General features: G+C 37.3%; 8 protein-coding genes. 6 read left to right on the top strand and 2 right to left on the bottom strand.

All coding sequences use genetic code 11. From position 1 onward, the window contains the following. Window positions 1-272: 272 nt before the first annotated feature. Entirely contained in the window at window positions 273-3,512 is a 3,240-nt protein-coding gene (locus tag MY04_RS25395) for a glycoside hydrolase family 2 TIM barrel-domain containing protein (RefSeq protein WP_066215624.1), read from the top strand. Window positions 3,513-3,584: 72 nt separating this feature from the next. Here MY04_RS25395 and MY04_RS25390 read toward each other — a convergent pair whose 3' ends face one another. Further along, window positions 3,585-5,276 (bottom strand): AAA family ATPase, encoded by a 1,692-nt coding sequence (locus MY04_RS25390; RefSeq protein ID WP_066215623.1) that lies wholly within the window; start codon window positions 5,274-5,276, stop codon window positions 3,585-3,587. Window positions 5,277-5,390: 114 nt separating this feature from the next. Continuing rightward, window positions 5,391-6,722, bottom strand: a complete 1,332-nt coding sequence (locus tag MY04_RS25385; protein ID WP_066215622.1) for a family 16 glycosylhydrolase — start codon at window positions 6,720-6,722, stop codon at window positions 5,391-5,393. A gap of 444 nt (window positions 6,723-7,166) precedes the next feature. On the opposite strand from MY04_RS25385, the gene MY04_RS25380 reads away from it, so the two are divergent. The 5 genes from MY04_RS25380 (at window position 7,167) to MY04_RS25360 (ending at window position 20,939) form a co-directional block, all read left to right on the top strand. Further along, window positions 7,167-12,569 (top strand): PKD domain-containing protein, encoded by a 5,403-nt coding sequence (locus tag MY04_RS25380; protein ID WP_066215620.1) that lies wholly within the window; start codon window positions 7,167-7,169, stop codon window positions 12,567-12,569. Window positions 12,570-12,832: 263 nt separating this feature from the next. Continuing rightward, the gene (locus MY04_RS25375) at window positions 12,833-15,067 is read left to right on the top strand and encodes a beta-galactosidase (protein WP_066215618.1); all 2,235 of its coding nucleotides are present in this window, start codon (window positions 12,833-12,835) and stop codon (window positions 15,065-15,067) included. Between the two features lie 243 nt (window positions 15,068-15,310). Continuing rightward, window positions 15,311-17,881 (top strand): glycoside hydrolase family 2 TIM barrel-domain containing protein, encoded by a 2,571-nt coding sequence (locus MY04_RS25370; RefSeq protein ID WP_066215617.1) that lies wholly within the window; start codon window positions 15,311-15,313, stop codon window positions 17,879-17,881. A 3-nt stretch (window positions 17,882-17,884) separates the two neighbouring features. Then, window positions 17,885-19,300, top strand: coding sequence for a family 16 glycosylhydrolase (locus MY04_RS25365; RefSeq protein WP_066215616.1), 1,416 nt, complete (start codon window positions 17,885-17,887; stop codon window positions 19,298-19,300). Window positions 19,301-19,427: 127 nt separating this feature from the next. Continuing rightward, on the top strand, window positions 19,428-20,939 hold the full coding sequence (locus MY04_RS25360; protein ID WP_066215614.1) for a sulfatase family protein: 1,512 nt from the start codon (window positions 19,428-19,430) through the stop codon (window positions 20,937-20,939). The last annotated feature ends 65 nt before the right edge of the window (window positions 20,940-21,004 follow it).

The following is a 21,004-nucleotide window of genomic DNA, read 5'->3' as shown; positions in this document are numbered from 1 at the left end:
CTAAGAAGAATATTCTCTACCCTCAACAATCAAAGTAAACATCATCCTTTCTAAATCATACAGCTCAAAGTTTAAGATTTACACAAAATACCAACTGAACAAAATATAGACAAGAGGTTGAAATTATCTTAGAATACGGGGTTATATCTGAACATTGCTCATAATAGTCCGAGTAAATAAAGAAGAGGATTCACTATTCATTATGTTTGATTAAGCGGTTACTATTAGAAGTAACATCATTTTAAATAAACAATGCTAACCTGATAGATGAAATGAAAAAATTTATTCAAACCATTATCTTCTTGACGCTTTCAATACCAACTTTTTCTCAAAATATTTGGGAAAACGAAGAGGTATATGAAAGGAATAAATTAGATGCACGAGTACCTTCTTACTCTTACACTTCAGAGGAGGATGCCAAAACCTTGGATAGAAGCAAGAGTAAATTGAAAATGTTAAACGGCACCTGGAAATTTAAGTATGTGGATGATGATAAAAAACGACCTTTAGAATTTTATAAAAAAGATTTTAAAAGCAGTAATTTTAAAGATATTGAAGTGCCTTCTAATTGGGAACTAAAGGGATATGGACAACCTATTTATACGAATATAGTGTATCCTTTTACCCCTCATATTTTGGAAGGTAAATTACCCAATTACGATTGGAGAGGTCCAAGACCTCCAATGCCTCCTTTTATTTATAGAGATAATCCTGTTGGATCCTATTTCAGAGATTTTGAAGTTCCAGCAGATTGGGAAGAGGATGATATTATTTTACATTTTGGAGGAGTAACTTCAGCTTTTTATGTATGGATTAATGGAGAAGAGGTAGGTTACAGTCAGGGAAGTAGATTGGCCGCAGAATTTGATATCACAAAATATCTTGTGAAAGGTAAAAATAGAGTGGCTGTTCAAGTATTTAAATACAGCGATGGCAGTTATCTCGAAGATCAAGATATGTGGCGATTAGCGGGTATTCATAGGGAAGTAATGATCATGGCCCAACCTAAAATATCAATAACAGATTTTAGAGTGAGGACCATTTTAAATGATGATTTAACGGAGGCTACGCTAAAAGTTGAACCCGAAATGTGGAAAGCATCGGAACATATTCAATTGGAGGATTACACCATAAAAGGTAAATTATTTGATGATAACGGAAAAGAGTTAGTCGAAACACTATCTGATGTTTCTGCGGATGATGTAGTGAATGTTCGTTGGCCTCAAAGAGATCTTCCAGTTATACCTGGTTTAAAAGCGACTTTAACGAATCCAAAGTTATGGTCTGCAGAACATCCGAATCTTTATACTTTAGTCATTTCCCTTTACGATAAGAAAGGTGAATTATTAGAGGCAAGAAGCGAAAAAGTAGGTTTTATAAAAGTAGCCTTCGATAACAATCAAGCACTATTAATTAATAATATTCCTACAAAAATATTAGGTGTTAACCGACATGATCATCACCCTGTAAGAGGAAAAGCGGTTACAAGAGAGGACATGGAAGAAGAAGTGAAAATAATGAAACGTTTCAACATCAATGCAGTGAGAACGTCTCACTATCCGAACGATCCTTATTTCTTGGAACTGTGTAATAAATATGGTTTGTATGTCATGTCTGAAGCCAACATAGAAACACATCATTTAGGAGGATATATTCCAAATAAAACGTCTTGGATTGCGCCATTAATGAGTAGAGTCTACCGTATGGTGGAAAGAGATAAGAACAATCCAAGTATTATCTCTTGGTCGCTTGGTAATGAGGCGGGAACTGGTCCTGCTTTCGCAGCAGCGGCCGCCTGGATTAAAGATTTTGATTCTTCAAGATTTATCCACTACGAAGGTGCACAAGGGGACCCGACACATCCACAATATCAAGAGGGCTTTGATATTGGGCAATCTCCAGCAATGGCGAATCCAACCGACCCTCCATACGTAGATGTGGTGAGTAGAATGTACCCTAATTTGTCGCAAGTAGTGAACATGTCGAAAAGCGAATATATTAAAAGACCAATTGTAATGTGTGAATATATGCATGCCATGGGCAACTCTATGGGCGGTCTTGGAGAGTATTGGGATTACATCAGAAAAACACCCAATACCATAGGAGGATTTATCTGGGATTTTAGAGACCAAGGGTTAGTCACTAAAAATGATAAAGGAGAATCCTATTATGCCTATGGAGGGGACTTTGGTGATGTTCCTAACAATCAAAATTTCTGTATGAATGGTGTTTTCGCATCAGATCTTACGCCTCATCCTCATGCTTACGAAATGAAACATGTTTTTCAACCATTCGAAATCCAATGGGAGGATAAAGAAAATGGAGTGGTGAAAATTAAAAATAGATTCCATGATTCTTCATTTAGTGACTATCAATTCGTAGTAGAGCTTTTAGAAAATGGAGTAGCGATACAGACTACTGAATTAGATAAAATTGATGTAATGGCAGGGGAGGAATCGACCTACACACTTCCCATCAAAAAGAAACTCATCAAATCCGATACAGAGTATCTAATCAACATCAAATTATTAGAGAAAAAAGATAGATTATGGTGTAAGGCCGGGAGTGAAGTAGGGAGCACTCAACTTGTCTATCAAAGCCAACATCAATCAATTGTTGTAAAGAACAAAAGAGCTTCAAAAGGTCAATTTAAAGTTGAAGAAAAAGAGGATCAGCTAATCGTTAAGAGTGAAAATACGCATGTTGTTTTCTCTAAGAAAACTGGAGAATTGACATCTTATCAAATCAAAAATGAAGAATTTTTAAAGCAACCTGTTAAGGTGAACTTTTGGCGACCATTAACGGATAATGACATGAGAGGATCATCTGCATACTCTATGCGTCAATCAACTAAATTCTGGAAAGATATAGATCAGAAATGGTTCACAAACATCACTTCAAACCCATTGAAAGGAGGCGAAGTGGAGGTCAATGTGCATCATAAAATGGAAGATAAAGTGGACCTTCAGCTCACCTATATCATATCAAACGAAGGGGTGAAAATTGATATGCATCTGAATGCTGAGAACGACTTACCCGATCTTATTAATTTTGGTTTGACTATGGGTATCAATAAAAGCTTCAATCAGACGGCCTTTTATGGAAATGGTCCTTATGGAAATTATATCGATAGAAACAGAAGTGGTCAAAAGCGTTTGTATCAACTTAAAACAGACGATTTGTATTATGCCTATGTGAAGCCTCAAGAAAATGGAAATAGAACAAATACAGATTGGGTGAAATTTTCGAATAACAGTTCATCCGAATTATTTGTACAAGGTGAACCAACACTAGAGTTTTCTATTTGGCCTTATTCGGCTTCAAAAATTAGAAAGGCATCGCATCAGTACAAACTGATTGAGGATGATTTTTATACTTTAAATATCGGTTTAAGACAAGCCGCCCTTGGTGGAACGTTAACTCACATACAAAAACAGTTTTTGATGAAATCTGGTGAGTATCGTTTTAGTTGTATTATTGGGGGTAAGATAGATACTAAGCAAGTGAATTAGTAAATAAAAAAATCCCACAAGATGATAAGTCTTGTGGGATTTTTTTTATTTCTGATTAATATCAAATAGGAATTAAGAAACCAACTCAGTAACACAACTTACTTCTTTTCCATCAAAAGCAACACCTACCAACATAAGATCTGTTTTGTTGTTTTCCTTTAGTGTAGTGATGTACTTTGAAGAATGAATTTGTTGCATAGCTTCTTGAGCCAATTCATTTAAAGGAGGAGAACTTCTCTTCAGCTTTTTAAATTCTAAAACCCAACCTCTTGGGTCGTTGTTATCTTTTGGATAGATCATTAAATCGGCTCTACCAAGTCCGGTTTCAGGGTTCGACTTAACTATAAATCTAGTAGACAAGTGTGCCATTAAACCTAAAATAAAAGCGTGGTAGACTTTCTCAGGTAGAGAGCCTCTATGTTGTACATCATGGAAGCTAAAAGAAGTAAGCATATATTCGGTTAATGCATATTCGAATTCTTTAGCATCTTGTTCTAATAAGGCAGTTAGAATAGTACTTTCACTAACCTCAGTAGATTTAGACAGCAATCGTTCGAGCATCTTTTCATACACTATCATCACCTCCTCATTTGGAATTTTTAAACCGTAATAAGTTTTTCTTCCATCATTTTTTGAGTATGAAGTTGTCAAATATCCATTAAAAAGCAGTAATCCTAAAACTGTCTCTTCCTTACCATTGTCCAAGTCTTGAAAGATGGTTGTTTCATCAATCTCACATTCCATCACTTGTCCATCGATAAAACCTGTCAATTTTTTTTCTAGATCAGCATTAGCATTAGTGAGAAGTACTTCAATCAATTCGTTGGCTGAAGTATTTACCCAATAGGGTTTAAAACCCTCGTCATGTTTATCTGCAAAGTTTAAAATCGACCAAGGGTTATACATTCCCGTATGTTGTCCAATTTTATAACCGTTATACCATTTTTTTATCTCATCAAATGCGGTGCTGATATTTACCTCTTGCAGAAGTTTTTTAACTTCACCCTCGGTTAGACCAAATTTATCTGCACTTTGGTTTTCCAAAACAGTACTGACCACAAGATTATTCAATCCAGAAAAGATACTTTCTTTAGCCACTCTTAGAATACCAGTAATTACACCTTTATAAAGGTAGTCGTTATCTTTAAAACCTCCAGAAAGGAAACCTCTCATAAAAGAGATCATGTCTTGATAATAACCAGCTTCCCATGATTTGATAATACAAGAATCGTATTCGTCGATTAAGATGACTACTTTTTGATTGTATACACTGTGAAGAATCCTAGAAAATTTAGCTAAAAAGTCGGATAAATGAGTAGCATTTAAATCATCTTGTTTTAATTGTTCCAGAAATGTTAAGTCATCATTATCAAGGTGTGAGGAGTTTATAATATCTTTGTACATTTTGATAAACTCCCTTAAAACATTCGAAATTTTATTAATTGCTGCCTCAAATGTATTCTCTTTGATATCTTTTAATGAAAGATAAATCACAGGATATTTCCCCTGATGTTCCCAAGCTTCCGTTTGTCTTATTTTTAGCTGATCAAAAAGCGATTTATTTTCTTCAGCCTTTTTAATATCAAAGAATGCATGAAGCATAGACATATTTAATGTCTTGCCAAATCGTCTTGGACGTGGAATGAGTATAGACGAAGCACTACCCTCAATAATATCTTCAATAAATAAAGATTTATCGACGAAATAGTAATTATCTTGTATTACTCTTTTAAAATCTGATATACCAATCGGAAATTTTCTCATGCAATTTTATTCTTTTCGTAAAGATAAGAAAATATACATTTCAATCCCTCACCGTGCTATGGACAAAAAAAATGAGGGATTCTTAAACCCCTCACTCAGAAAAATTATCTATTGCTATATACTACTATCCTTTAACGATGGACTTTCGATCAACTCAAAATGATCCACACGTACCTCATGTTTTTTCCACTTATTCGTGAAGTACACCAATGTTTTATTGGCATTGCTTCCTGTTGTAAACAAGATCGACTGTCTGTACCAATCGTTCTTAAAGTACTTGATTATTGGTTGCTGACCTGCACCGTAATTCTTTACACCCAACCAACCGTTCTCATAGATCGTTTTTCCATCAGAATTTGGAAGACGAGCATAGGCTGATAGAATGTAGGTCGTATTCGGTTTCAATTTTATAGTCTTAGAAATTGTCGCTTCGCTGTTTGGAGATAATTTGATGTGATTTTGTCCATCAAAGCTCCCTTTCTTCGTCATCAACTTCACTTTTCCTGTTGTTTCCCAATCGCCAATACCTTCTTCGAAACTAGCATTTGATAAAAGGTTTTCAGGTTGTTTGTATGCCTTAGTGACTACATCACCTTTCTTTTGCCAAATTCGAACATAATCGATATTGAATTTTAAACCGCCAGCAGGGATATCTTCTTTCTTAGGGTTCACTTTCCAAGGGAACACCTCATTGTCTACCCATACTTTTTGTTCATTGTTCATCACCCACTTATCACCCAATTCTTCTTTAGTAATGTAGCGGACTAAATGACCGTCGATAAAGATTTTCATAAAGTCTTCGTTCCATTCGCAACCATATACATGGTAATCCTCCGATAAACGGAAAGGCAATTGTACTTTATTGTCCCAGCTTGTTTTACCAAATAAGGGATCTTTCGGATTTCTGCTCCAATCGTGGAATGAAGTATGATAAACTTTCTCATGATGCTTGTCTTTTGGGTACTTCCCAAAGATCTCAAAAACATCTAACTCACCACCTTTTCCAGTAAACCAAAAAGCACTTGATAACGGACCATCAGCAGCTTTACACCTGATCTCCATATAGCCTTCTTTGAACTTACTTTTCGAGATGATCGCACCTGTCGTGATGTTCTCAAATTTATATCCTTTATGTTTCCCTTTAAGGAAGTTAAAGCCAGGTTCCCAGCGAGTCGTAATCACCAATTCGTTATTTTCTACGCTCACCGCATGCGGCACAAACTGAGAAGGGGCTCTTCCTTTAAAGTTGTTCTCGTAATTGTCATTTTCACCCTGAACAATCCACTTGTCTTTGTCGAGTGCGTTGCCTTTAAACTCATCACTCACAGATTCATTCAAGACCCATCCTTCTTTATTATTAGGATCGGTAAAAGGGTTTTGGGCATGCAACGTCATCGACGATAAAGTCACCCCACCAATAAGTAATAATTGCTTTATTCTATTCATTTCAATTGATATTTATGATTATCAAAAGCGAAGAACTACAATAATTAAAATAGGGGTGTTTTTCTAAGTAAATAAAAAGAAAGTGTCGGTCAGTTCAATTTTGATTTCTATCTTATGTAGAGGGTAAGTGGTACTTAATGAGGTAGTTAAGGGGTTTTGTTGAAGTAGAAATGTTTATCAAATGTTTCTTTTGATGCGGAATAAGTATTGACTAATAAAAACATCATTTTCACTAATAACAACCTGCTTCGGGGAGAATCAAAATACCTTTGGATCATTAAAAGCGTAATTTTCACATTATAAAAAGAAATGAAATGAAACAATGAATTAACAGGGAATACCTATCTGTAGGTTCTTGATGATACATGACTATTACAGAGACTATTAAGCAGACCGATCTCTCAAGAATCAAAAATTATTTAATTATTACATAACTAAAACAATATGATGAAAAGTTTTAGACTTTTTCTAGGGACTATTGCCCTTATTTTTTCACATTTTGTAGTAGCACAAGAAAAGCCAAACGTACTAATTATTCATACCGACGAACATAGTTTTAAAACTATCGGGAAGTATAGAGAATTAGACATGGGAAGTGGAAATATATCCAACGAAGATTATTACAACCCATGGGCGGCTACAGAAAATGTTCCAACTCCCAATTTAGATAGAATTGGCGATGAGGGAGCAGTAAGTACAAAGCATTATGCAACCTCTCCAACATGTACACCTTCTAGAGCATCGCTAATGACGGGGCGTTATCCTTTTGTAACGGGTGCGGCACGTAACGACCGACCTATGCATGGTGAACTAAAAACTTTTGCCGATGCCTTTAAAGAAAACGGCTACTCAACAGCTTATGTTGGGAAGTGGCACTTAGAAGGAAAAGACGATCCGGAAACCCAAGTTTGGGGTGCAGGTAGAAACTTTGGTTTCGATAACATTGAATGGAGAATTGAAAAAGAACACTGGACTTGGTACGACGAGGACGGTAACCCTCCTTACAACTGGGGAGAAAGTGGTAAGCCTGGCGATGGCTGGATTTATGCCACTGAATTCTACACCAACAAAGCCATAGAAATTATGGAACAAGATGTAGACAATGGCGATCCATTCTGTTTGATGATCTCGATTCCAGATCCACATACACCAAACCACTCGGCTCCAGAATATCAAGATTGGTGTCGTAATGTAGACTTCCAAGCTCCTTATACGTACGAACAGACGTATGTAACACCAGAGGAAGATGAAGCAGGTATTGTCAAAAGACCACATTGGGCAAACGATAGAAACAATAACGACGTATGGCATGGTTCGCAACGTTATGCAGAATTCGATGAATTCTATATGCAAGAATATTGGGGGATGCTTTCTGCAGTAGACGATAACGTTGGTAGAATGTTAGACTTCTTGGAAGAGAAAGGTCAGCTAGACAACACAATTATTGTGTACTCGTCCGATCACGGTGATATGTTATTCGAGATGAGTAGAATCAACAAAGGTCTTCCGTACGATGGATCAGCAAAATTACCTTTCTTGATCCGTTACCCTAAGAAAATCGATGCAGGTAAAATCGTTACTACTCCTCATACAAATGCGGATGTTGGGCAGACTTTATTGGCATTGGCAGATTTACCTTCGATGGATGATATCGATGGTCAAGATAAATCGGAATTATTTACCAGAGACCAACAAATGGTTACCGACGAAGATACGGTATTGATCGTACAAGACGGAAACTGGTGGATGTGTGTAGCCACAGAACGCTACAAGCTAGTATTGAACAACAAAGAAGAACCTTACCTTATCGATATGGTAGAGGATCCTCTAGAATTAGATAACCAATTGGCGGATAAAGATGCGGCAAATTATGATGAGTATTATCAAATCGCTTTAAAGCTGGAAGATAATATGAAACGTCAGGTAGTAGAAAAAGGCGAATTGTATGGCGCTGGTTTCAAGTTCTTGATGTGGATGACAGAAGGTCCGGAAATTCCACCACTTCCATCTGTTCCAGAATCAGAATTACCACTTGATGCAACATTATTTGGTTTCGAAGGTCCTGCCATCGTAGACGGTACAGCAAAACGTTGGACGTTGAATGCCGATTATCATGAGATTGTAGACACAAAAGCGTATTCGGGAGATCATAGTTTGAAATTCTCTTACAACTCTCCACTTGTAGACAATGCATCTTTACACGCTCCAGGTGGTGTGGTAAGATTGGCCGATGGATATTACACATTCAAAGCAAAAATGTTTGTGGAGCCGGGTAGTGGTTTGAATCGTTTCCGTTTGAATTTCAAAAACCCAAGTAAGAGTTTGGATCCATTCGATGTTTCCAATGTAAGAACAGGAGAATGGGTAGAAGTAGCTTTTAATTTTGATATGCTACCAGGGACAACATCAGAAGGTACGTTCTCTTTGGTGATCCAACCGGGAGATACAGACGGCGGCTCTTTTGCCGAAGTGTACTTCGATGATATCGAAATTGAAGAAAGAATTCCACTTCAGTTTACTGGATTAGACCCTGTATTGTACGGCTTCGAAGGCAGTGCATTCATCGATGGCACAGAGAAAAACTGGACCTTAGGAAATGGCGCAGCTTATAGCAGAGAGGAGATGCATACCGGACAAAGAAGTTTAGATTTATCGGATGTTTCGAACATTACATCAAGTGTTACTTTGGCCGCTCACTCTCCAGTAAAATCACTTTATATGAACCAAGGTGATTATAAATTGAATGTAAGAGTGAAGGCGAAGGAAAACAATAGAGTCAACACTTTCGATATCATCTTAAAAGACAACATGAGTCAGAGTCTGTATATCATTCATCAATTTGATATCTCAGGAATTACAGAAGCGGATGGATGGGTGACCTTATCGAAAAACTTCACTTTCAATAAAGAGAGCGATCCAAGTAATGGTCAGATCACCATTCGTGTAAGAGAATCTGATTTGAACCCATCGGGTACGGAAGAATACTTCTTTATCGACGATATCGAACTTATTAAATTCGAATCGGATAACGGTGGAGAGGAGACAGAAGTGGCCAAAGATGTTCCAAATGTAGAAGGAGACATCAACTTAGTCAATTCACATTTGCATAGTTTCGAAGGTCCAACATTATTGGATCTAAATGGAGATGGTACTAAAACTCGTGTGGATTGGATCAGTGCTCAAGCATTCTCCATTGTAGAGATGAACGGTGCACCTCATGGTAAACGTGTGATGCGTTTCACTCACGATGCCCCATTAAGTGCAAACCAAAGTACGTATTTGGAGAAATTATCGGCTCCATTGCCAAATGATAAAGACTTAGAGTTCTCGATGAAAGTCTACAAAGAAGAAGGCAGTACGATCAACACCATCCGTTTGATCAACATTTCTACAGCCGTTAACTTCGATATTTCTTCTATTGCAGAAGGCGAGTGGGTAACACTAAAAACAGTTTTCAAAGCAGGTACAATTCGTGAAGACTTGAGAGTAAACCTACAAGTACAAACAGATAATACGGGTGATCATGCCACGCTTTATATCGACGATATTCGCATTATCGATCCAAACGATATCGATGATGGAGGAGAAGAAGAAGGATGTGTTTCTAACCCATCAGCATTCTTAAACTCATGTAACTATGGTTTTGAAGAACAACAAAGCGAGTGGTCGAATACTTCTGGAGTATATACTTTCACAGACGAAAAATCTTGGGGAGGTAACTACAGTATCAAAGCAGTCGTCGGCGAAGTGATTGCAACAGGTAATAAAAACTTATCGCCTAAAACATCTATCCAACAGCCTAAAGTAATCCAAGAGGATTATGTGATTAGCATGAAAGTTTGGATCGACGAAAACTGTACTTTAGACAATATCGCCACGGTGTATAAGTACGATGTGAGCAATGCACAAACAGATTTAATTGCTTTAGATGAGCTACCTAAAAATCAGTGGGTAACGGTTACACAAAATCAGACTTTACCTGCAGGAGACGATATTGTTTTGGAATGGGTTGGACTTCGTTTCAATAAATTCACAGTTGGTACAGGTACGATGTACATCGATGATTTTAAAGTGACACCAATAAGCGAATACGTTCCTGAAGAGGAGAAAACGGTCACATTCACTGTAAAAGATGAAGAAGATCAAGCAATTGATGGAGCGGAAATATCAACTTCGAATTTCGACAACTTAATGACGGACATGTTAGGCGAAGCAGAATTAATGATCTCTGCCGTTTCTAACAAAGTATTTACTGTGATGAAAGACGGTTACAACACCATCACTTCTGCATTTACCGTAGAAAATGATGACGTATCCGTAAATGTGGTCATGAAGGAAAAAACATCTGATTTCATTGTCGAAGTAACAGATTTAGACGGTCAGATTGTACAAGGTGCAACGGTAACTTTAAACGAGTCGCTGACACAGCTTTCCGATGTGAGAGGTTTAACCGTCTTCCAAGGATTTAGCGTGGGTACGGTGATCGATTACAAAGTGTCATTGGCAGATTTTAAAGAAGTAACTGGTCAATATATTACAACTGAGGATCATAAAACAATGATTGTTCAGTTGGAAAAAATGATCTATGCACCTGTATCAGATTTTGAGGTAAATAGAACAACTGGCGAATTACCGTTGGTGGTGAGATTCACAGATTTATCAGAAAATGATCCAACAGAATGGACTTGGGATTTTGGAGATGGCAATACATCAACAGAAAAGAATCCTTTCCATACCTATGAAACGGCTGGAGAATATACAGTGAAATTGACAACGAAAAACGTAACAGGAGAATCGACAGAAACGAAAGAAGCGTATGTAATTGCAGGTAATCCTGTAGTTTCAGACTTCACAACAGACGTTACTTCAGGTACAGTGCCTTTGACGGTTCAATTCACAGATCAATCAACCAATACACCAACATCTTGGGCTTGGGACTTTGGCGACGAGTCGACTTCTAATGAGCAAAATCCGATACATATTTATACAGAAGTAGGAACATATACTGTAAAACTGATGGCTCAAAATGCAGACGGAGGCAACGAAATCGTAAAAGAAGATTTGATAACGGTCAATCAGATTCCAGCTCCTACAGCAGCATTCTCTGTGAATACGGAGGAAGCGATTTTAGGAGATCCGGTTCGCTTCACAGACGAATCGACAGGAACACCAACATCATGGGCATGGGACTTTGGCGATGGTAATATATCAGAAGTTCAAAATCCAACACATACCTATGCCGCATTGGGTGAGTATACGGTAACATTAACGGTACAAAATGCAGGTGGAGAATCTACAGAAACCAAAGAAAACTTTGTGACTGTCATCGAAGAACCACTAGAAGCACCTATCGCCGATTTTGAAGCAGACCCAACAACAGGGAAAGGGGAATTAACCGTTCAGTTTACCGACCTGTCTATTGGTGAGATTGTATCTTGGTTCTGGAATTTTGGTGATGGCAATACATCAGAAGATCAAAATCCGAAGCATACGTATACCGAAGCTGGTCAGTACGATGTAAGCTTAAAAGTAAGCAACGAAGCAGGTGATGACACCAAAGTTATGGAAGACATGATTACGGTAGAAAGTGATGCACCTACAAGTGCAGAATTGGATAGATTGAACATCAAGATCTTCCCTAATCCAGCACAACATGAAGTAAATGTGGTAGGACCAAACATCGAATCGGTAAGCATCTTCAATAGCCTAGGTCAGTTAGTGAAAACAATTGATCATCAAGGAGATGGTGTGAAGATTGATGTGAACGCACTTCCAAAAGGTATTTATATTTTCAACTTGCAATTAAGCAATGGGAAAGTGATATCCAACAAGGTGCATGTAAAATAATCAAACAGATTAAATAAGGGCTGTATATACCCTAAACCCCAAGAAACCGTGGGCTAGAGATAAACTCAAAGTATTGATAGCTATCTAATTATTTTGAGAAAAATCAATAAGACTTCAGTCTTTTTGATAAAGATTATCCCCAGCCCATGGTTTCAACCATGGGAAATCTAAGGGGAACTCCAATGTCTAATTTGTGGAAGGAATCTTATGGGTATATACAGCCCAATTTTTGAATAAATAGATCTATTAAATAACTTACTAAAATGACAAAAAAACTACCACTACTTATCTTTATCACCTTCTTATTTACAGGCATACACGCCCAATCATTTGAGAAAAACTTTCAGAAAGAGAAGAAAGCACTGTCTACACTCATTCAAAAAGCAAAGAAAAAAGGCATTGATGTTTACAAGGAGCAAACTACCTTAAGAACAGCCGAAATATGTTATCGATTTGCCGATTGGGATCGAAAGAACATTAAAAAAAATACGGAGTTATTTAAGAAGGTAAAAACCTACAGAGATTCTGCAGATCAGGTGGCTATTGATCTGCCTATGCGAGAAGAAAAAGAGATTTTGAGAATGCTCGAAGAAGCCCAATTGTCCTTGCAAAAAGCATTAAAAGGAGAGATTAAAAAGCAAAAGTCGGTAGCCATTGATTGGTCCAATTTAGAAATAAAAGAGAACGATATTTTATATAAAAACCAACCTGTATTCTTAGCCGATTATTCTTGGAAACCTTCCGATAAATTTACTACTGAGTATCACGGACAGTTAGATGGATTGTTTATGTCGACGGCTTACATCACTGACTCGAAGGGAGATTTGAAACCTAAATTGCTTAGTGAAATTGAGAATAAGCCAAGTAAAACAGCAGGCTTTGTTTTTATCAATCATAAAAATCCACCAAAGTGGTTTACGAAGCAATATCCGGAGACATCAATTGGTAAAAGAAGATATTTTGATTACGACATCGATCACCCAGAAACAAAGAAATTATTGGACTTACTTTTTAAGAATACAGTCCCACAGATTCAAGGAAAAAAGTACAGTCAGTTAGGCTATATGTTGGTGAACGAACCACATTGGCATACAAAAAAAGGAGAGTGGGATACGGGAGCAGTTTCAACGTTTACGCATCAGAAATTTAAGGAATATCTCAAGGAGAAGCATCAGCATATAGATCAGTTAAATTTAGTTTGGGGAAGCAATTTCACTTCTTTTGATGAGGTGACGATTGAAGTTCCCATCGATGAGAAATTACTCGGAACAGCACAGTGGTACGATTGGTGTCGATTTAATCAAATTAGAGGAAATGAGTGGTTTAAGTTCTTAAATGATGAAATCACACAATATGATCCAACCGCCAAAACACATATAAAAGTAATGCCTCATCTGTTTACCAATAATGGTAGAACACACGGAATCGATTTAGAATATATGACTCGTCTGACTTCAATTATTGGAAATGATGCAGGCGCGACTTATAGTGATATGTGGAATAAAAAAGCCGAGCCTTGGAAAGCACGTTACTATTTTGATTTCCGACAATTGTGCATGAGCTACGATTTTATGAAATCCGTTTCCCCAGAGAAAGTGATGTTCAATTCGGAATGCCATTTTATTTCGACGATCCGATTTAGAGATTTGTACTTAAAACCTGAGTATGCTAGAGCCACCTATTGGTTGGCGACCACTTTAGGAATGAATGCCGTACAAACTTGGTTTTGGCCTAGAGGATTGGATGGATCGTTACGAAAAGAAGCAAAAGGATATGCTGCATCTATCACTCAGATGCCTTCAGTACTTAACGAAATTACATTGACTTTTGCCGATTTAAATGCCAACGGAGCATCCATAGCAGCCCTTCAGAAACAAAGAAAACCCATCAGAGTTTTTCAGTCGGAAACTTCGGCTATTAACGTTAAATCGTATATGGATGACGTGTTTGCGACTTACGAAAGTGTATTGTTCGATGGCTTCCCCATTGGTTTTGTCACCAAAGGAATTTTAGAAGAGCAAAATCATAATCAATGGGATGTTATTCTTATTCGAAAAACTCCGAATGTAACGAAAGCAGAAAGAGATGCATTGCAAAGTTACATCGATATAGGTGGAAAAATTGTAATGGATAAAGAAAGTATTCTGACGGATGAATATGGTCGAAAACTCTCTCCTCTAAAAGGATCTTCGATTGTTTTTGTAGATGATTTGAAGGAGTTAAGGGAGAACGCTTTAGCAAGTGTTGCTATCAAAAAGCCATTTGATGTACAAGAACAAAGCGAATTGTCCAACCAAAGTTGTATTTGGAGATATCATCAAGTAGCGGAAGATCAAGGGATAGTTTCTATTGTTAATGTGGGTCACTCTGAGAAAGAAATCAATATCAAATCTTCAAAGAAAATGGTGATCAAAAACATCATTGATGGAACTTCATCTAAAGCTAACTTTGTGATGCAACCTTTGGAGGTGAGGTATGTACAAGTAAGCTTAAAGTAACTTTTATCGGCAGGTGATTTTTTAAATTGCATCAATCAATTCATTCCTAGAGTTTTATAAAATTCAATTTACTGATTTTGTATACCTGCGTTTGAACGTATAGTAACATAGGTAAAAATGAAAATCAGTCACATTTCATTTTCTGAGAGTCACGTTGCCCCGTACAGTTTGCTCTAATTTTACAATATGCATTTAGGGTGCATTCACGCAACAAACAATTTGATACAACTTAAAGAAATTGAAATGAAGAAAAAGATTATCATTTTGCCAATTTTATACTGTTTATTGAGCCTAGTGGGTCTTGCACAAAACAAGAACTTACAAAGCTTTAATGATGATTGGTATTTCACATTATCTGATCAACCTGAATACGCGTTAACTACTTACTCTCCCAAAGAATGGAGAAAATTAGATCTACCACATGACTGGTCGATTGAGCTGGATTTTTCTGAAGATTTGGAAGGATGTACAGCATTTTCTCCAGGAGGGATAGGTTGGTATTCTAAAATTTTTGATACACCTATCGAAGATCATCAAAAGTGTTACATCATTTTTGATGGGGTGTACAACAATGCCGACTTCTGGATTAATGGAATGAAGATCGGAAATCACCCTTATGGATACGCACCTATCTACTACGATTTATCACACCTTTTATCACCGAAGGGACAAGAAAATAGATTTTCTGTTCGAGTAGATCATAGCCGATATGCCGACTCAAGATGGTATACAGGTTCAGGTATTTATAGAAATGTTGAGATTTTAGTGGTCGACAAAATGCATATTCCGGTTTGGGGCATTTTTGCAACGACACCAAAAGTAGGGAAAGAAAGTGCGACAGTTCAGCTTCAAATCGATATCAAAAATGATTATGATGAGTCGTCTTCTGCCGAAGTGATTACAGAGATTTTGAATGTAAAGAATGAGGTAGTCAAAACAACATCCTCTAAGCTTGAATTATCAGCGAAAGCGAAAGGACAAATTGTTCAGTCTTTAGAAGTGAAAAATCCTGCACTTTGGGATGTGGATGATCCGAACTTGTACAAAGCGAAAACTATTGTAAAAAGAGGAGATGAAGTTTTAGAGGAAAGATTTACCACATTTGGCTTCAGAACCACGGTATTTGATAAAGACAAAGGCTTTTTCTTGAACGGTAAAAACATTAAAATTAAAGGTGTTTGTCTTCACCACGATGCAGGTCTTGTGGGTACAGCAGTACCAAAAGATGTGTGGAGAAGAAGATTACAAAAATTGAAAGATGGCGGATGTAACGCAATTCGTTCGGCACATAATCCAGCATCAGACGAATTCTTAGACCTTTGTGATGAGATGGGATTCTTGGTACAAAACGAGTTTTATGATGAGTGGGATTTACCAAAAGACAAGCGTTTCAATATGCACGATAAGGATGTAGATTATATTACGAGAGGTCACTCTGAACATTTCCAAGTTTGGGCTGAAACGGATTTGAAAAACGTGATGAGAGCGAGTAGAAATCACCCAAGTATTTTCCAATGGTCAATTGGTAATGAAATTGAGTGGACGTACCCTGGTAACCGAGGGGCAACAGGTATCTTTAAGGAAACGAACAAGGACGATAAAATGGACTGGACGTTGTGGAGAACAGAAATTCCTCCTCACACTCCAGAAGAAGTAAGAGCGTTTTGGGCGAATTTCCCAGAACAAACATTCAATATTGGAGAGACAGCTAAGATGCTTGCCGATTGGACAAAAGAGATGGATACCACACGTTACATAACAGCGAACTGTATTTTACCTACATCAAGTTTCGAAACGGGTTATACAGATGTATTGGATGTGGTTGGTTTTAGTTACAAGCCACACAAATACGATTACTTTAAAGAAACGTACCCTAACAAAGCCATGATGGGTACGGAAAATGTGCCTCGTTACTACGAATGGAAAGCGGTAAAGGAAAGAGATTTTATTCCAGGTTTATTCTTGTGGACAGGTGTAGATTATATGGGCGAACGTCGTCAACATCAATGGCCACTAAAAGTAACTAACGAAGGTCCATTGGATTTAGCAGGTTTCGAAAGAGGTTCTTATTATATGTTTAAGGCACTTTGGAGAGACGATATTCCAGTGATCACTATGTATTCTCAAACAGCCAAAAAATCGATTTATAAAGTAGATGAAAATGGTAAAGTAGTAGAGAAGAAAAAAGGCTATTGGGAGTTGGCGCCAAGAGTATGGCAAGATGTAAATCCTCACTGGAATTATGAAGAAGGAGACGAAACAATTGTAGAAGTATATTCTAACTGTGAGGAAGTAGAGTTGTTCCAAAATGGGAAATCGTTAGGCAAGCAATACTTAAAAGATCAAGAAGATTATACGTACAAGTGGGCAGTAAAATACAAAAAAGGAAAGATTGTCGCGAAAGGTAAGAAAGACGGTAAATCTACATCCACTGTCTTAGAAACAGCTGGAGAGGCGTATGCTATCAAGATTACTCCGGACAGATCTTCGATGTTGGCCAATAATACAGATGTGGTACATTTTGTAGCTCAGTTGGTCGATAAAAAGGGAAAACCTGTAAAATATTCGGAAGATGAGGTTATCTTTGAGTTAGAAGGTAAACACCGATTCTTAGGTACTGACTGTGGCGATTCTAGAATGATTACGAACTTCAAAAATCAGTCGGTAGCTACAGTAAACGGTAAGTGTTTAATGGTAGCACAATCCACTAAAAAGCCTACGGAGTTAAAAGTAACGGCCCGAACTAAAGATGGAAAATTAATTTCCAATCAGGTAATTATCAATATCAATCAAAAGAATACGATCGAACAATAAGAAATGAAATCAACAATCAAAAATATATTTACAGTGGGTGCCTCTCTAATGGCACTCACCACCACTTCACTATTCGCTCAAAATCCAGTTTCCGATCCTGATAATAAAGAAAAATGGATCTTCAACGAAACATTAAGTGATGAGTTTGATGGTAATACTTTGGATAAATCGAAATGGTGGATCTTGGGAGAGAATGGCGATTATAGATCTAAGTGGAAAGGTCGTGCACCAGGACAATTCGTTGCCGAGAACGTTCACGTTAGAGAAGGTGAATTAGTTATTCAAAGTAAGTGGGATCCCGATTTCGAATTCATCAAAGAGAAAAACAATGGGGTGTTCTACGGAGGGACGAAAGATAAATTCGATAAAAGTCATCCTATCACTCAAGCTTGTATAATGAGTGAGTCATTTTTTCAGTATGGATACATGGAGATTCGTTGTAAAGTAGCCGATTCCCCAGTAACTTCTGCTTTCTGGACGACAGGGTATAAATCAGAAATCGATATGATCGAAAACTTTGGTAAACTACCCATCGGAAATCCAGAAAATAAGCCAGAAGCATTGGAACGTAAATACAGAACGAATGTGATCAATTGGGAAGCCAAAAAAGATCCTGAGTTCAAAACGTACAAAGCTGAAGATGTAATGGAATATCGTTTGGCAGAAGATTACCATGTGTATGGTTTTGAGTGGGACAAAGACTACATGAAAACGTTTATTGATGGAAAGTTAGTTCGACATGTCACGCGAGCAGAATTAGAAGAGAAAAACCAATGGATGCATCAGTTTCCTCAAGAATTATGGATCAATTCGGAAGTATTCTCTTGGTACGGTTTACCAACCAAAGAAGACTTGGCTGAACCAGCGGAGTTTTATGTAGATTATGTTAGAATCTGGCAAAAAGAAATTACGGGTCCACATTTTGATGCATTGGGTTTTGAAGGTCCCTTCTTTTTTCAAGGAAGAAGCGTAAATTGGTGGTGTCCAGGAAAAGAACCTTGGAGATTATCAGACGATAAGGCTTCTGACGGAACGTTTGCCTTACGCTTTAAAATGGATAAGAAAATCAAAAACAAATCGTCGATTTTCTCACCATTTGGATCACTTGATTTACCGAAAGGAGAAAATGAGTTGACCTTTAAAATTTGGATAGACAAGAAGACGGACATCAAAAAATTAACCTTTGTCTTGCAGAACCCTTTCAAACCTGTGAATGTTAACTTAAGTAACGTGAAGAAAGGAAAGTGGGTAGAAGTAACAGTTCCTTTCAAAAGAAAAGCGGCATCTGATTTAGCCTTAAAGGGAGGAGATAGAATTCAGATTTCTGTGAGTGCTGATGACATCAAAGGGGAGCAAGCGTTATTCTACATAGATGAAATTTCATTTAAGCAGAATAATAACATTAAAGAGGCGAGATAGTGCTTAAAATAACCTTTAGATGATGTTTTGACACGTAAACCATCTTTCTTTTGACGGAAAACGACATCACTTCTAAAGGTTATTTCTAGATTGCAGTATCAATTTTTAGAATAAGTATTGATAAGAAATGAAAAAATTAACCAACAGCTTAATGGCAATTTTAGTGCTCTTCTTCTTTGGGAATATTGCACATGCCGACGACAAAGACAAATCACCTAGACCAAACATTATCATGATTGTTTTGGACGATCTAGGGTATGCAGATATGGGTTTTATGCCTAATTCAGCAAAAGATATTTATACGCCTAATTTAGATAAACTAGCAAGTGAAGGAACTGTATTTACATCTGCTTATGTAACGCATCCTTATTGTGGTCCGTCGAGAGCAGGTTTACTTACAGGTAGAATGCCTCACGTATTCGGAGCTCAATTTAACTTAGCCGCTTTTTCTGGTTTTGGTGTAGCAAAAGGAGAAACATTTATGTCTGATGTGATGCAACAGGCAGGTTACCATACAGGTATTGTTGGAAAGTGGCACCTTGGAGAAGAAGGAGAATTCCATCCCAACGAAAGAGGATTCGATTATTTCTACGGATTCTTAGGTGGAGGTCACGAATACTATTCAAATTCTTGGTTACCTGCAGCCACTTACGATCCTTCTCAATATAAAATTGGTCAGTACGCAAAAGATTACCATCGTCCGATGATGAAAAACGATACATTCTTGGAAACAGAAAAAGGATTGTTCCTTACGGATGTACTAACTGATGCAACTTTAGATTTCCTTGATGAATCTGCAAAAGACGATGAGCCATTCTTCTTGTATTTATCTTACAACGCTCCGCATACTCCACTTCAAGCCAAAGAAAGTGATATCGAAGACATGCAAAAGCATCTAGGAAAAAATGCTGCCGAAAAGGGAAGCAAGCGTTTGACTTATACCGCCATGGTATACAATGTCGATTATAACGTAAAGCGTATAGTTGATAGGTTAGAGGCTAATGGAGAACTAGAAAATACCATGATCGTTTTCATTAGTGATAACGGTGGTAAAACGACAGCAGGAGCCGATAATACTCCATTACAAGGTAAAAAAGGTGATGCTTACGAAGGCGGTTTTAGAGTGCCAATGTTTGTATATTACCCAAATTCTAAATTAGAAAAAGGAGGAACGTATACACACAATATTTCTACTTTAGACTTCTTCCCAACATTTGCTGGTTTAGCAGGAGCAAGTATCCCTAAAAGCAAAATTCTTGATGGAAAGGATGTTTGGACAAACATTATCGAAAAGACAGATCCAAGAAAAGACGAAAGCATCTATGTTATGCGTCATTTTAATGCCAATAACAGAACTGGTGTTGTTAGAAACAACTTCAAATTATATACAGACGGTACCGGAGAATGGCAATTATTTGATCTGACAAAAGACATTGGGGAAACAAAAGATATCTCTGCGAAAAACAAAAAACTGGTGAGTATTATGAAGAAGGATGTGAACGAATGGTCGTACACTTGGGAGGAAAAACGCCCAGAATTCTTCGATGCACCACACTATAACTTCGAAATGAAGTGGGATAAATTCAACATGCCAAATCTGGAAAGAACTTTTGGCGATATCCACAAAAAAAGTAAATAGTTAATAGCATACCATATAAGAGGCTGTTTCAACATTCTTGATCAATTATGATGGGTGAAAACCGA

The sequence above is a fragment of the Flammeovirga sp. MY04 genome, from assembly GCF_001682195.2.
Lineage (GTDB): Bacteria > Bacteroidota > Bacteroidia > Cytophagales > Flammeovirgaceae > Flammeovirga > Flammeovirga yaeyamensis.
Note: the sequence above shows the minus strand (reverse complement) of the source record. Positions and strands in the feature narration are given on the sequence as shown.